The sequence below is a fragment of the Sphingomonas abaci genome, from assembly GCF_014199625.1.
Lineage (GTDB): Bacteria > Pseudomonadota > Alphaproteobacteria > Sphingomonadales > Sphingomonadaceae > Sphingomonas > Sphingomonas abaci.
This window is the reverse complement of record NZ_JACHNY010000001.1, coordinates 316795-330316: the sequence shown is the minus strand read 5'-3', so window position 1 is coordinate 330316 and position 13522 is coordinate 316795. Positions and strand designations below refer to the sequence as shown.

The 13522-nt window shown below is 67.6% G+C and carries 15 protein-coding genes and 1 tRNA gene; 10 read left to right on the top strand and 6 right to left on the bottom strand.

All coding sequences use genetic code 11. The annotated features are described in order from the left end of the window. Positions 1–12: 12 nt before the first annotated feature. The gene (locus GGQ96_RS01440; protein WP_343058888.1) at positions 13–1011 is read right to left on the bottom strand and encodes a DNA topoisomerase IB; all 999 of its coding nucleotides are present in this window, start codon (positions 1009–1011) and stop codon (positions 13–15) included. A 111-nt stretch (positions 1012–1122) separates the two neighbouring features. Between GGQ96_RS01440 and GGQ96_RS01435 the strand changes: the two genes are divergently transcribed. The 3 genes from GGQ96_RS01435 to GGQ96_RS01425 all read left to right on the top strand — a co-directional run bounded on the left by GGQ96_RS01435 (position 1123) and on the right by GGQ96_RS01425 (position 4302). Next, positions 1123–1674 carry a type 1 glutamine amidotransferase domain-containing protein gene (locus GGQ96_RS01435; RefSeq protein ID WP_184110821.1) on the top strand — a complete coding sequence of 184 codons (552 nt, stop codon included), beginning with the start codon at positions 1123–1125 and terminating at the stop codon, positions 1672–1674. Positions 1675–1813: 139 nt separating this feature from the next. Next, positions 1814–2563: a hypothetical protein gene (locus GGQ96_RS01430; RefSeq protein ID WP_184110819.1), complete on the top strand. Its 750-nt coding sequence runs from the start codon at positions 1814–1816 to the stop codon at positions 2561–2563. A 158-nt stretch (positions 2564–2721) separates the two neighbouring features. Then, positions 2722–4302: a spinster family MFS transporter gene (locus tag GGQ96_RS01425; protein ID WP_184110817.1), complete on the top strand. Its 1581-nt coding sequence runs from the start codon at positions 2722–2724 to the stop codon at positions 4300–4302. A gap of 37 nt (positions 4303–4339) precedes the next feature. Here the strand turns inward: GGQ96_RS01425 and GGQ96_RS01420 are convergent, their stop codons facing one another. Further along, positions 4340–4873: a superoxide dismutase family protein gene (locus tag GGQ96_RS01420; protein WP_184110815.1), complete on the bottom strand. Its 534-nt coding sequence runs from the start codon at positions 4871–4873 to the stop codon at positions 4340–4342. Positions 4874–4884: 11 nt separating this feature from the next. Next, positions 4885–5463, bottom strand: a complete 579-nt coding sequence (thpR, locus tag GGQ96_RS01415; RefSeq protein WP_184110814.1) for an RNA 2',3'-cyclic phosphodiesterase — start codon at positions 5461–5463, stop codon at positions 4885–4887. Positions 5464–5580: 117 nt separating this feature from the next. Between thpR and GGQ96_RS01410 the strand changes: the two genes are divergently transcribed. The 4 genes from GGQ96_RS01410 to GGQ96_RS01395 all read left to right on the top strand — a co-directional run bounded on the left by GGQ96_RS01410 (position 5581) and on the right by GGQ96_RS01395 (position 8342). Further along, a complete protein-coding gene (locus tag GGQ96_RS01410; protein WP_184110812.1) occupies positions 5581–6330 on the top strand; it encodes a Bax inhibitor-1/YccA family protein in 750 nt (249 codons plus the stop codon). Positions 6331–6413: 83 nt separating this feature from the next. After that, on the top strand, positions 6414–7199 hold the full coding sequence (locus tag GGQ96_RS01405) for a transglutaminase-like domain-containing protein (RefSeq protein ID WP_184110810.1): 786 nt from the start codon (positions 6414–6416) through the stop codon (positions 7197–7199). Between the two features lie 89 nt (positions 7200–7288). Beyond that, on the top strand, positions 7289–7582 hold the full coding sequence (locus tag GGQ96_RS01400) for a hypothetical protein (protein ID WP_184110808.1): 294 nt from the start codon (positions 7289–7291) through the stop codon (positions 7580–7582). Between the two features lie 205 nt (positions 7583–7787). Continuing rightward, a complete protein-coding gene (locus tag GGQ96_RS01395; protein ID WP_184110806.1) occupies positions 7788–8342 on the top strand; it encodes a hypothetical protein in 555 nt (184 codons plus the stop codon). Between the two features lie 8 nt (positions 8343–8350). Here GGQ96_RS01395 and GGQ96_RS01390 read toward each other — a convergent pair whose 3' ends face one another. The 3 genes from GGQ96_RS01390 to GGQ96_RS01380 all read right to left on the bottom strand — a co-directional run bounded on the left by GGQ96_RS01390 (position 8351) and on the right by GGQ96_RS01380 (position 10061). After that, positions 8351–9082, bottom strand: coding sequence for an extensin-like domain-containing protein (locus GGQ96_RS01390; protein WP_184110804.1), 732 nt, complete (start codon positions 9080–9082; stop codon positions 8351–8353). Then, positions 9082–9873, bottom strand: a complete 792-nt coding sequence (locus tag GGQ96_RS01385) for an NUDIX domain-containing protein (RefSeq protein WP_246360001.1) — start codon at positions 9871–9873, stop codon at positions 9082–9084. The genes GGQ96_RS01390 and GGQ96_RS01385 overlap by 1 nt, the downstream gene beginning before the upstream one ends. Positions 9874–9984: 111 nt before the next feature. After that, a tRNA-Trp gene (locus tag GGQ96_RS01380) sits at positions 9985–10061 on the bottom strand. 264 nt (positions 10062–10325) lie between these two features. Here GGQ96_RS01380 and rpsL point away from each other — a divergent pair. From rpsL to fusA, 3 genes are all read left to right on the top strand, one after another. Next, positions 10326–10697: a 30S ribosomal protein S12 gene (gene rpsL / locus GGQ96_RS01375; protein ID WP_019831557.1), complete on the top strand. Its 372-nt coding sequence runs from the start codon at positions 10326–10328 to the stop codon at positions 10695–10697. 49 nt (positions 10698–10746) lie between these two features. Next, entirely contained in the window at positions 10747–11217 is a 471-nt protein-coding gene (gene rpsG / locus GGQ96_RS01370; RefSeq protein WP_184110802.1) for a 30S ribosomal protein S7, read from the top strand. Positions 11218–11342: 125 nt separating this feature from the next. Further along, positions 11343–13436, top strand: a complete 2094-nt coding sequence (gene fusA, locus GGQ96_RS01365) for an elongation factor G (RefSeq protein ID WP_184110800.1) — start codon at positions 11343–11345, stop codon at positions 13434–13436. The last annotated feature ends 86 nt before the right edge of the window (positions 13437–13522 follow it).

The window sequence follows — 13522 nt, the reverse complement described above, 5'->3', positions numbered from 1 at the left end:
AGAAATGCCGATTCAGGTGGCGGCCGGCGGCGTGCCTGCCTCCAGAAAGGCGATCAGCCCGCGTTCGGTGCGGCTGAGATAGGGACGTGAGCGCGGCAGGCGCAACGCCTTGCGAAAGGCTGCCTGGCCGGTCTTGGTCAAGGCGATCAGCGCCGGATGGACGTAGCTCTTGCGGGCAATCGCGGGCGTGTTGCCCAGTCGCGCGACCACCGGCTCCAGCATCGCCTTGAGGCTCAGATCCTCCTCGGCTTGGGCGAGCGCCTCGAACGCAGCGACGCTGGCGCCCCAGGTGCGGAAATGCTTGGCGGTGAAGTCGCAGGTGGTCGCCTGCTTGATATAGGCATTGACGTCCGAGGAGGTGACCGGGTGCGCCTCGCCTGCGGCATCGACCCAGGCGAACAGATGCTGCTCGTCCAGATCCTCCATCCGGCGCACCGTACTGGCCAGCGCGCGGTCGGTGATCGCGACGTCGCGCATCTTGCCCGACTTGCCCTTGTAGCGCAGCTTCAGCGTCGATCCCCGTACCGTACCGTGGCGCTTGCGCAGCGTGGTCGCGCCGAACGACTTGTTCGCTTCCGCATAGGCCTCGTTGCCGACGCGCAGATGACCGATGTCGAGCAGGCGGACGACCGCGGCGACCGCGCGTTCCTTGCACAGGCCGCGCCGCTTCAAATCGGCTTCCACCCGCTTGCGCAGCCGGGGCAGGGCGGTGCCGAACTCGCAACACCGATCATATTTGGCGGCCTCCTGCGCGGCGCGGAAGTCGGCGTGATAACGATATTGCTTGCGGCCCTTCTCGTCCCAGCCGATCGCCTGGATATGGCCATTGGCCTTCGGGCAGAACCAGGCGCGCTCATAGGCGGGGGGCAGGCCGATCGCGTTCAGCCGGGCGATCTCGTCCGGGTCCGTGATCCGCTCGCCCGCCGCGTCACGATATTCCCACTGGTCGCGAACCTTGCGGCGGGAAATTCCTGCTTTGGAATCATCGCAGTAGACGATGCGCGCGGTCACCCGGATCTCCTTCGTAGGTTTTTGCAAATGCGCGCGCGTCCGGGTTCGTTCCGGAACGGGCGCGCGCCGCATGGGTTCTCGGCGACGGGTTTCCCCCACAGGAGTAGTGACATGGCCGACCTTTCCAACGCGCGCGTGCTGATGATCGCCGCCGACGGGTTCGAGACGGTGGAGTTGTTCGAGCCGAAAAAGGCGCTGGAGGCGGCGGGCGCGACGGTCGCGCTGGCCTCGATCAAGCGCGACCCGATCCAGGGCATGGAGCAGGACATCAACAAGGCGGAGACGGCAACGCCCGATCTGACCCTGGCCGAGGTCGATACCGACGATTACGACGCCCTGGTCATTCCCGGCGGTACCTGCAACCCGGACAAGCTGCGGCTCGAAGAGCGTGCGGTGGAGATCGTCGCGGAATTCATGGAGGACGACAAGATCGTCGCCGCCATCTGCCATGGCCCGTGGCTGCTTGCCGAGGCGGACGTGATCGACGGCCGGCGACTCACCAGCTATCCGTCGATTCGCACCGACCTGGAGAATGCCGGGGGCGAGGTCGTTGATGAAGAAGTGGTGATTGACGGCAACCTGATCACCAGCCGCAATCCGAACGACATCCCCGCTTTCAACCAGGCGATCCTGAGCGCCCTGGAAGAGGAAGTGTCGGAATAAGGTCGGGAATGTATCGATAACGGCAGGGGACTCAGCGCCGCCGGGCCGATCCGGCGGCGCTGACCGCCCATATTTGCCACCATTGCCGTTTCACTTTTATTTACCATTTCCCGCAAGACATGGCATCGAAAGGTTTGCCATGCATCGTTTCCACCGCACGCCCCTGATCCGTACGCTGCCGTTCATCGCGGCCGGCCTGGCGTCCCTGATCGGTGCGGCGGTGGCGGCGGAGGCGTCGCCGGTCTGGATTGCCGCCGTGGTGCGGCCGACCGGAATGACGGCGCTGTTGCCGGTGCTCGGTACGATGCAGGGGCTGAGGGTGGTGGCGATGATCGCCGCCGCGCTGCTTGTCGCGGGGTTCGTCTGGTCCAGCCTCTATCTGCTGTTCGGCCATGGCGGTGCGCTGGTGCGCAAGGGCAAGCGGGCGCGGGCCGCCGTCTGGGGCGCGGGGCTGGAGCCTTTTCCCGAGGAGGAGCGGCGGCTGCCCCGCGATCTCGACCAGCCGCTTGCCGCGTTCGACCCGGATGCCTTGCCGGTCGTGCCGTTGCAGCCGGTGCCGACGCCATCGCCGCCGCAACTCTGCGCGGCCAAGGGCGTGCGGGAGGAGGAGCAGGAAGTGGCGGCGGAGGACGCGCCGGCCACGCCCCCCGATCCGGCGGAGGCGCCCGTCGACCTGCTGCCGATCGCCAATCTGCGATCGGGCGAACCGCCCCGGCTGGGCGAGGATGCGATCACCTATCTGCGCTCGGTCGACCTGAGCAACAACTTGTCCTCCTTTGGCAAGCGAAGCGCGCCGACGCCGGCCGCCGAGGAGCCCGGCGCCGAGCCGAGCATCGCCGCCCTGCTGGCGCGGCTGGAACGGGGCGCGGCCGGGATGAAGCAGGGCTGACCACGACGGTCGGGGATGCCGAAACCACGAACATCCTGACTGGCATGGCCCATTGCGGGGCTGTCACGGGATTGGTGGCCATACCCGATGCACGAAATCCGTTGATCGGCCGCCAGCCTCTGATAGCCTGACCGCTCGTGATGAGAGCGGGAGAGAGCATGGCCTACGCACCAGAAGCCGCCGAACCGGGCGGCATTCCGCCCGCCGCCGCCGCACCGCGCTATGCCTGGTACGTGCTGTTCATCCTGTTCCTCGTCTATGTGCTGAACTTCATCGATCGGCAGATCATCTCGATCCTGGCGGAGGACATCAAGCGTGACCTGGGCCTGCGGGACGAAGACCTGGGTTTCCTTTACGGCACCGCTTTCGGTGTCTTCTATTCGCTGTTCGGCATCCCGCTCGGCCGGCTGGCGGATAACTGGCATCGCGGCCGGCTTATGGTGATCGGTCTCGCGCTGTGGTCGACCATGACCGCCTTGTCCGGTCTGTCGCGTAGCGGCGGCCATCTCGCGGCGGCGCGGATCGGCGTCGGCATCGGCGAGGCGACCGCCAGCCCGTCGGCCTATTCGCTGATCTCCGACTGGTTCCCCAAGCGGCTGCGCGCGACCGCGCTGTCGATCTACTCTGCCGGCCTCTATGTCGGGGGCGGTTGTTCCCTGTTCATCGGCGGGTTGATCGTTCAGGGCTGGAACCGCGCCTATCCGGGCGGTGGCCCCTGGGGGCTGGTCGGCTGGCAGGCGGCGTTCCTGGCGGTTGGCGTGCCGGGACTGCTGGTCGCGGCCTGGATCGCGACCTTGCGCGAGCCGGTGCGCGGCGCGGTCGAAGGATTGCCGCCGCCCGCGCCGCATCCCGCGCCGTTCCGCGCCTTCCTGTCCGAGCTGGTGACGATCATCCCGCCGCTGACGCTGGTCGGCGCGCTGGCCGGCGGCGCGCGCGCCTTCCTCGTCAACCTGCTCGCCGCCGGGCTCACCGTGGCGGCGGTGGTCGGGCTGGTCGCGATGGGCGAGCCTTGGCCGCAATGGACGGCGGTCGGGATCGGCATCTATGCCGTCTTCTCCTGGGCGTGCGCGCTGCGGCGGCGCGACCCGCCGACCTTCGCGCTGATCATCGGGACGCCCGCCTTCGTGCTGACCGTCGTGGCCTATGGCCTCAATGCGTTCATCGCCTATGCCGCCAGCTTCTGGGCGGCGCCGTACGCGCTGCGGGTGCTGGGCGCGTCTCCTGCCACGGCCGGTTTCTTCCTGGGGGCGAGCGGCGCGCTGGGCGGCTTCCTGGGCGTGACGTTGGGCGGAGTCGCGGCGGACCGGCTGCGGCGGCGGCACCCGGCGGGGCGGCTGATGGTGGTGATTTTCGGCGCGGTCGTGCCGCTGCCCTTCTTGGTGCTGGCCTTCACCGCCGACTCGACGGCTTTGCTCTACCCGATGCTGTTCGCGGCGCAGGTCACCGCCAGCGTCGCGCTCGGCGCGGCGGCGGCGACCACGCAGGATCTGGTCCTGCCCCGGATGCGCGGAACGGCGACCGCAACCTTCTTCATCGGCACGACCCTGCTCGGCCTTGCTCTCGGGCCCTACCTGGCCGGACGGGTGTCGACGCTGTCGGGCAGTCTGTCGATCGGGATGCTGTCGCTGCTCGCCTCCGCGCCGATCACGCTCGCCGCCGCGATCGCCGCCTTCCGCCTTGTGCCCGCCGCCGAGCGATCGCGCGAGGATCGGGCACGGGCGGCGGGCGAGGCGCTGTAATCGGAACGGGCGGGGCGCATCGCCCGTTCCGGACGGTTCAGGCCGGCATGAACACGCCGCAGGCGATGCGGCCGCCGCTATTGCCCGACGGATCGGTCTTCAGGTCGTCGGGCGCGGCATGGACGATGATCGCGCTGCCGTCGGCGTCGAGCAAGCCGTCCAGCGTCGCGCCCGGCACCGTCACGCCCAGCGTGCCGCGGCCGTCGCTGCCGATGATCAGGTTGGGAAGATCGCCCTCGTGCGGACCCTGCGGATTCTGGCTGCCGTGCTTCATGGCGGTCGGATTCCAGTGTCCTCCTGCCGTGGTGAAGTCCGGTGCATCGCAGCGTCCGGTGGTGTGGACATGCGCGCCATGGGTGCCAGGCGGCAGGCCCTGCGTGTCAAGCGTCACACGCAGGCCGCCCGCGACCTCGGTGGCGGTCGCGCGACCCGCATCGCCACCGGCCGCAGTCCGCAGGTTCGCTGTGGCGGAGCGGCCGCCAGGCACCGCCTCGCCGATCGCCGTCCGATCCTGCGAACAGCCCGCCAGCGTCGCGGCGGCCAACCCGATGATCACGATCCCCTTGTACATCAATGCTCTCCCTATGATTCCGCGGTCAATCGTTCCGGCTCTGGTCCCGGTTCCAGCGGCCAGCGCGCTACCGGCTCGTACATCGCGCCCTCGCCGCCCAGATGGCTCTGGTAGAGGATCAGGTGCGGCAAGACGAAGGATGCGCTGGTCAGGCCGGCATGGTCGCCGCACCAATGCGCCACCTCCGGCGCGTGGCCGAGCGCGCGGGGCAGCCGCGCGACGGTGATATGCGGCAGATAGGCGCGGGTCTCCGGCGGCAGACCGGCGCGGCGGCAGGCCTGCTCCACCTTGGCGGCGAGGTGCGCGAGCGGTGCGGCCGGCGCCAACCCGGCCCAGAGCGTATCCGCCCGCCCGCCGCGTCCGAAGCTGCCGACCCCGGACAGGGCGACGTGCGGCGCTGGCGCATGGATGCTCGCCAGCGCGGCGGCGAGGTCCTCGCCCTGGTGGCGGTCGACCTCGCCGACGAAGCGGAGCGTCACATGCAATTGCTCGTCCGATTGCCAGCGTGCGCCGGGCACATGGTCCATCAGATCGGCCAGCGAATCGCGAATGGCGAGCGGCGGACGGAGGGCAACGAACAGCCGGATCATGTCCGGCTCTTAACCCGTGGGTGGGGGGACTGTCATCGCCCCGCGCTTGAAACATGCCGCATTCGGGCCGATATACGGCCCATCCGGCATCATGCCGGGGAGGGAGTTTTATTCACCATGGCGAATTGGTCCGATCCACGCCCCAACGCCGCGCCGTTCGGCAGGACGTTCGCGTCCGCGGGTGACGCGGCCCGTGACGCGGGCCTGCGCAGCTATATGTTGCGCGTCTACAACTATATGGCCTCGGCCGTGCTACTGAGCGGCATCGTCGCGATGCTGTTCGCCGCCGGCGGCCGGGACTCGCTGGCCGCGCAGGTCTTCGTGAGCGGCGGCATCCTCCGCTATGTCGTGATGTTCGCCCCGCTGGCGATCGTCTTCGCGATGAGCTTCGGCCAGAACCGCATGTCGACGGGCACGATGCAGGGCCTGTTCTGGGGCTTCGCGGTGCTGATGGGTTTGTCGCTGTCGACCATCTTCCTGGTCTATTCGGGCACCTCGATCGCGCAGGCCTTCTTCGCGACGGCGGCCGGCTTCGCGGCGCTCAGCCTCTACGGCTATACCACCAAGCGGGACCTGTCGGCCTTCGGTACCTTCCTGATCATCGGCGTGGTTGGTTTGCTGGTGGCCAGCGTCATCAACATCTTCCTGCAGTCGGGTCCGATGGCCCTGGTGATCAGCTTCGTCGGCGTCCTGCTGTTCGCTGGCCTGACCGCCTATGACACGCAGCGCACCAAGAGCCTGTATTACCAGGTCGCCGGCACCGAGTATGAGGGCAAGGTGGTCGTGATGTCGGCGCTGAGCCTCTATCTCGACTTCATCAACATGTTCATGTTCATCCTGCGCCTCTTCGGCAGCTCGCGCGACTGATCGCGCGGACGGGATCGAACCATCCGGGCCCGGCGGATCAGATCCGCCGGGCTTTTTTCATGCCCTCCGCTCGGAAGCCCGTCATGCCGACCCGCCTGTCGATCGCCGTCGATCTCGATTACGGCCTGCCCGAGCCGGCCGATGTGCTCCTCCAGATCGCGGCGGCGGCGCTGCCGGACCAGTGGATCGAGTCGGAGGCGCTCGACGTCTGGTCCGACCTGCCGCTGGCCGCCGTGCCGGGCGAGGAGGGAATCGGCCAGCGATGCTGGTCACACGCGGTCGGCCGCTTCACCGCCCGCTACGCCGCGACCCTGGTGGTGGATCGCCTGGTTCACCCGCTCCACCGGCTGCCGCCGACCCCGGTGCGGCATCTGCCAGGGCCAGTGGTCGGCTATCTGATGCCAAGCCGCTACTGCCCCTCGGACAAGCTGGAGGGGTTCGTGCGCGCGGAATTTGCGGGACTGAGCGGCGGCGCCCTGGCAGCGGCGCTGACCGAATGGACGGCCCGCTCGCTCCGCTATCGCCCGAGCGGCAGCACGGGCACCACCACCGCGCTCGATACCTTCGCCAGCCGGGAGGGCGTGTGCCGTGACTATGCGCATCTGCTCGTCGCGCTGGCCCGCGCGGCCGAGATCCCGGCGCGCTGCGTCGCGGCCTATGCGCCCGACGTCACTCCGCCCGACTTCCATGCGGTGGCGGAGCTGTGGCTGGACGGCGGCTGGCATCTGGTCGATGCCACCGGCATGGCCAGCCCGGCGGAGATCGCGCGCATCTGCGTCGGCCGCGATGCGACCGACATCGCGTTCATGACCGTGTTCGGCACCGCGCAGTTGATCGCGCAGCGCGTGCGCGTCGACCGGCTCGACTGATCCCATTCGGTCTTCCGTCGATCATCCGACAGGAACGCGCCGCGACACCGCTCGTTCTGTGCGTGGAACGGACATGTGGGAGAGCCGATATGAATGCCATCGACGATCGCGCGCTCGACAGCCTGTCGGTCGCGCCGGATGCGCCCAATGCGGGCAACCAGGGCCGCGATCCCCGTCAGGACGCGGGACAGGACAAGTCGATCACCAAGCGTTTGCAGAAGAACCCCGACAGCGTCGACGCCCGGCTGGACAATGGCCTGGATGAGACGATGGACGGGAGCGACCCGGTGGCCATCTCCGAGCCGGACGGTGGTGAGCCGGTCCCGTCCTCGGGCTATGACGAAGATGGCGAGCGGGCGCGCAAGGATCAGGACAACGCCTGATCGTTCCGCCAGCGGACCGGAATGTTGCCGTTTGGTGACAGCGTCGGATGCGATGATTGCGCGATTGCGCGGTTCGTCGCATCTGATGTTGCGTTGCGGCATGACATTGCGCAGTTTTCCTTTGCCGGTCGGATGCCGTTAAGCAGGCTGTTAACCATCTTGCGCTATTCCGGATCGGCGACAGGAGCTGGGCGGGGTCAAGACGATGGTATCTCGGAGCAGACCGGCAGAAGGCGCGATGGCGCTGGCCGAAATGAAGGAATTTGCGAGCTTCCCCGGAGCGACGCAGCGCTATATCCGGCGCTCGCTCGACATCGGGCTGGACCGCGACGACGCCATGAGCCGCTGGTCGCGCGACGTGGTCGAGGCCGCCTCGATCCGGGCGCAGGCGCGCCTCTACCGCGCGCTGCCCGAGCTGCGCGAGCGGGTGCCCGACGATAGCGGGCTGGAGGCGGTCGAGCCGTTCCTGGCACCGCTGGTCACGATCGTGGCGTTCGATCTGGGGCAGGGCCGGCTGAGCAGCTTCTCGGCGGTTCGCTTCCTCTACGAGCGGCTCATCGGGGCGGAGGCGCGGCCGTGGCTGCCCGCAGCGTTCTGCGCGGCGGCGGCCTTGCCGCACCTCCATCCCGACAATCGGCGCGCGCTGCTTCAATCGATCAGCGAGGCGGCGGCGACGGCATCGGGCTGGTCGAACCGCCAGCCGAGCTTCTTCCCGCATTGGGTGGAGAAGGTCGAGGGCGGCCAGTCGCTCGCCAACTGATCGTTTTCTCAGCGACAGGCGCGCCAGCCTGTCGCGCCACGCGCCGCCTGGTCCAAGTGCAGATGGTCGCGATGCGCCTCGTTATAGTCAGGCGATAGGGTCGTGGCGAACAGGTCGCACGCCCCGTCGCGCACCGCATGGAGGAAGCGGGCGGCAGGGGCGTGGCCCGTCCAGTCGCGCGCCACGCTGATCGAGCGGCCATCCGCCAACTGGAACCCGGCGATATCGATCGCATTGGCACGGGCGTGTTCGCTCCAATTGCCCTGATCGCGGCCATAGAGCCGGCGGCAGCTATAGCTGCCGAAATGACGGATGGCGACGATCCGGCTCCCCAGGATCGCCTCCGCCTGCGGCTGCACCACATTCCATTCCCACACCGCCAGAGCCGCCGCCACCGGGCAGGCCGTGCCGAGACCGGCCGGTGCGTAGGCGATCCGCCGCGCCCCGCCCGTCGCGAATCGCACCGCATCGTCATAGCCGCACTGCGCGCCGTCGGCGCGAACCGGCAGCGCGGTAAAGCGGACGCCCGCCCGGTCGAGCAGCGCGCGGCACGCGGCCGCGTCGCTGGTCAGGGCGGTCAGCTTGCGTCCGGTGAACAGGCCCACCGGCGCGCCCAGGTCGAGCGGCGTCCAGGGCAGGTCCTGTGGACGCCCCCGGACCATCGCCCAAAGCAGGAAGAGGAGCGATAGCAAGATGCCGCCGAGGATCACGACTCCCGCGATCCGGCGTAGCGCACGCATCAGCCGCGCATCGCCGCGCCGATGGGCTCGGCGGTGACCGGATAGCCCGCATCGTCGGGTATGCAGAGCCACGCATGGCCGTCGCGAAGCGCGAGACGCGGCGTGATGGTCCGCATCGGATAGCGTGCGGCATCGGCGACCGCCGCCTCGAAGTTGGTGAACTGCGCCAGCCGCTCCAGATTGCGTCGGGTCGGGTAAATGACCATCGCCCGCCCCGAATCGGCAGCGGCGAGCAGGGCGGCAGCCCCAGTCCAGACCAGCCGAACATTCTCGCTATGGTCGACGGTCGCCGGCGGCGCCCCCGCTGGCAGCGCGGCGAGGTAGAAGCGCGTGTCGAAGATGCGCGCCAGGTGATGACCTTCGGTCGGTTCGGGCCGCCAGCGGGCGAACGGGATCAGCACGGCCGGGTCGAGGGCGAGCCCGGCTTCGTCGAGCAGGGCGTCGAATGCTTCGCCGGCGTGGAGCCGCTGACGCAGCGCCGCCAACTGGCCCGGCGCGGCGCTGAAGCCAATTGCAAGTCCCGTTTCCTCCAATGTCTCGCGGGTCGCGGCGACTCGGGCAGCGGCTTCGTCGCAGGGCAGGTCCGGGAAGCGTCGCGCAAGGCGGTGGTCGCCCGGATCGACTCTACCGCCAGGGAAGACCATCGCACCGCCAGCAAAGGCGAGGGTGGCGGCGCGCTCGACCAGCAGCAGGTCGGGCGGCCCGTCGTCGCGCTCGCGCATGATGACGATGGTCGCAGCGGGAATCGCATCCACCGGGGAGGGCGCAGGGGAGGGCATGGCAGTCACCATGGCCGAACGCCCAAGTCGAGTCGGTGGTCGCACGGCGGGCGCGCTTTACCAAACCGTGGAGCGCGGCGATACGCACGAGCACGGCGTCGGACGAACAGCGATGGCGGAAAGTGGCAGGGGAGCTCGGATTCGAACCGAGGGCCTTCGGTTTTGGAGACCGACGCTCTAACCAGCTGAGCTACACCCCTGTGCGGAGGCGGGCATTAGCGCCACCGCCCGGACGATGCAAGCCGCTTCTTGATGCCCTGGCCGAGCGCCGGGCGGGTGGTTGACCGGATCGCCCCCCTTGCGTATAGGGCGCGCCTGTTTTCAGGAGCTCCTGGCTCCCGAAGGCACGCTTGAACATTGCTGGAATGAAAACGAGCCCTGGGCGCGCCGATGGTGCGCCCCCGGGCTCCTTTTGTATTCTGGATGGCTCCAGCAAAGTAACCACTTGAAAGGTGAAGGCTTCAATGCCCACGATCAACCAGCTGGTCCGCAAGGGCCGCGAGCCGCAGAAGGCCAAGTCCAAGGTCCCTGCGATGGAGCAGAATCCGCAGAAGCGCGGCGTCTGCACCCGCGTCTACACGACGACCCCGAAGAAGCCGAACTCGGCGCTTCGCAAGGTGGCCAAGGTCCGCCTGACCAACCAGCGCGAAGTCATTTCGTACATCCCGGGCGAAGGCCACAACCTTCAGGAGCACTCGGTGGTCCTGATCCGCGGCGGCCGTGTGCGCGACCTTCCCGGCGTGCGCTACCACGTGCTGCGCGGCGTTCTCGACACGCAGGGCGTGAAGGATCGCAAGCAGTCCCGCTCCAAGTACGGCGCCAAGCGTCCGAAGTAAGCCGGTCACGCTGCTGACCACATAAGGCTGAAGTTAGAAGGAAGAAGAAATGGCACGTCGTCGTCGCCCCGAGAAGCGCATCATCCTGCCGGATCCCAAGTTCGGTGATGAGGTTCTCTCCAAGTTCATGAACTCGGTCATGCTGGACGGCAAGAAGTCCGTCGCCGAGCTGATCGTCTATGGCGCCCTGGAAACCGTCGAAGCCCGCGCCAAGCGCGAGCCGCTGGGCGTGTTCCATGACGCGCTCAACAACATCAAGCCGGGCATCGAGGTCCGGTCGCGCCGCGTCGGCGGTGCGACCTACCAGGTGCCGGTCGAGGTCCGTCCGGAGCGTGCCCAGGCGCTGGCGATCCGCTGGCTGATCAGCGCCGCGCGCAACCGCTCGGAGAACACCATGTCGGCGCGTCTGTCGGGCGAGTTGCTCGACGCCGCCAACAACCGCGGCAACGCGGTGAAGAAGCGCGAAGACACGCACCGCATGGCGGAAGCGAACCGCGCCTTCTCGCACTATCGTTGGTAAGGGGCCGGTCGGCGAAGGTTCCCCGGAGCTGACGCCGACGGCTTTTCACCGGCAGCAATTGCACCTATATCGTGGGGAGCGGGCGTCATCGCCCTGCTCCCCACATCGCTAAGGAAGCACCGATCATGGCCCGCAGCCATCCGCTCGAACAGTATCGCAACATCGGCATCATGGCGCATATCGACGCCGGCAAGACGACCACGACCGAGCGTATCCTCTATTACACCGGCAAGTCCTACAAGATCGGCGAAGTGCACGAAGGCACCGCCACCATGGACTGGATGGAGCAGGAGCAGGAGCGCGGGATCACGATCACGTCGGCCGCCACGACGTGCTTCTGGAAGGCCGAGGAAGGTCAGGGTCTCGAGCACCGCATCAACATCATCGACACGCCCGGCCACGTCGACTTCACCATCGAGGTGGAGCGTTCGCTCCGCGTGCTCGACGGCGCGGTCGCGTGCTTCGACGGCGTTGCCGGCGTGGAGCCGCAGTCGGAGACCGTGTGGCGCCAGGCCGACAAGTACGGCGTGCCGCGCATGTGCTTCGTCAACAAGCTCGACCGTACCGGCGCCGATTTCTACTTCTGCGTGAACTCGATCATCGATCGTCTGGGCGCGCGTCCAGCGGTGCTGTACCTGCCGATCGGCATCGAGGGCGGCTTCAAGGGCCTGGTCGATCTGGTCGAGAACCGCGCGATCATCTGGCTCGAGGAATCGCTGGGCGCGAAGTTCGAGTATCAGGACATCCCGGCCGACATGGCCGAGAAGGCGGCGAAGTATCGCAGCGACCTGATCGAGATGGCGGTGGAGCAGGACGATGCGCTGATGGAAGCGTATCTCGAGGGCAACGAACCGTCAGTCGCCGATCTGAAGAAGCTGATCCGCAAGGGCACGCTGAACATGTCGTTCGTGCCGATCGTCTGCGGCTCGGCGTTCAAGAACAAGGGCGTGCAGCCGCTGCTCGATGCCGTGGTCGACTATCTGCCGAGCCCGCTCGACGTGCCGGCGATCAAGGGCGTGAAGCTCGACGGCGAGACGCCGGACGAGCGTCCTTCGTCGGACACCGAGCCCTTCTCGGCGCTGGCGTTCAAGATCATGAACGACCCCTTCGTCGGCTCGCTGACCTTCGCGCGCATCTATTCGGGCAAGCTCGAAAAGGGCTCGTACCTGAACTCGGTGAAGGACAAGAAGGAAAAGATCGGCCGTATGCTCCTCATGCACGCGAACTCGCGTGAGGACATCGACGAGGCCTTCGCCGGCGACATCGTCGCGATCGCGGGTCTGAAGGAGACCACGACCGGCGACACGCTCTGCGCGCAGAATGCCCCGATCATCCTGGAGCGGATGGAGTTCCCCGAGCCCGTGATCGAGCTGTCGGTGGAGCCGAAGACCAAGGCCGACCAGGAGAAGATGGGCATCGCCCTCAACCGCCTGGCCGCCGAGGATCCCTCGTTCCGCGTCTCGACCGACCATGAGTCGGGCCAGACCATCATCAAGGGCATGGGCGAGCTTCACCTCGAGATCCTGGTCGACCGCATGAAGCGCGAGTTCAAGGTCGAGGCGAATGTCGGCGCGCCGCAGGTGGCGTATCGCGAATATCTCGCGAAGAAGGTCGACATCGACTACACCCACAAGAAGCAGTCGGGTGGTTCGGGTCAGTTCGGCCGCGTCAAGGTCACCGTGATCCCCGGCGAGCGTGGCTCGGGCTACCAGTTCTTCGACGAGGTCAAGGGCGGCAACATCCCGCGCGAATATATCCCGTCGGTCGAGAAGGGCTTCCGCGAGACCGCAGAGTCGGGTTCGCTGATCGGCTTCCCGATCATCGACTTCGAAGTCCATCTGACGGACGGCGCGTACCACGACGTCGACTCGTCGGCGCTGGCGTTCGAAATCTGCGCCCGCGGCGCGATGCGCGAAGCGGCGCAGAAGGCGGGCATCAAGCTGCTCGAGCCGATCATGAAGGTCGAGGTCGTCACCCCGGAGGATTATCTGGGCGACGTCATCGGCGACATGAACAGCCGTCGTGGCCAGATCCAGGGCACCGACAGCCGCGGCAACGCGCAGACCGTCGAGGCGATGGTCCCGCTCGCCAACATGTTCGGCTATGTGAACCAGCTCCGCTCGTTCACCCAGGGCCGGGCGCAATACTCGATGCAGTTCTCGCACTATGACGAAGTGCCGAGCAACGTCGCGGACGAGATCAAGGCCAAGATGGCGTAATCGCCACGTTTCGGTCCGGCCGGCGGCTTTCGGGCGCCGGTCGGATGGAAGCACTGGCATTCCGTCCAAACTGTCGTTATGGGGCC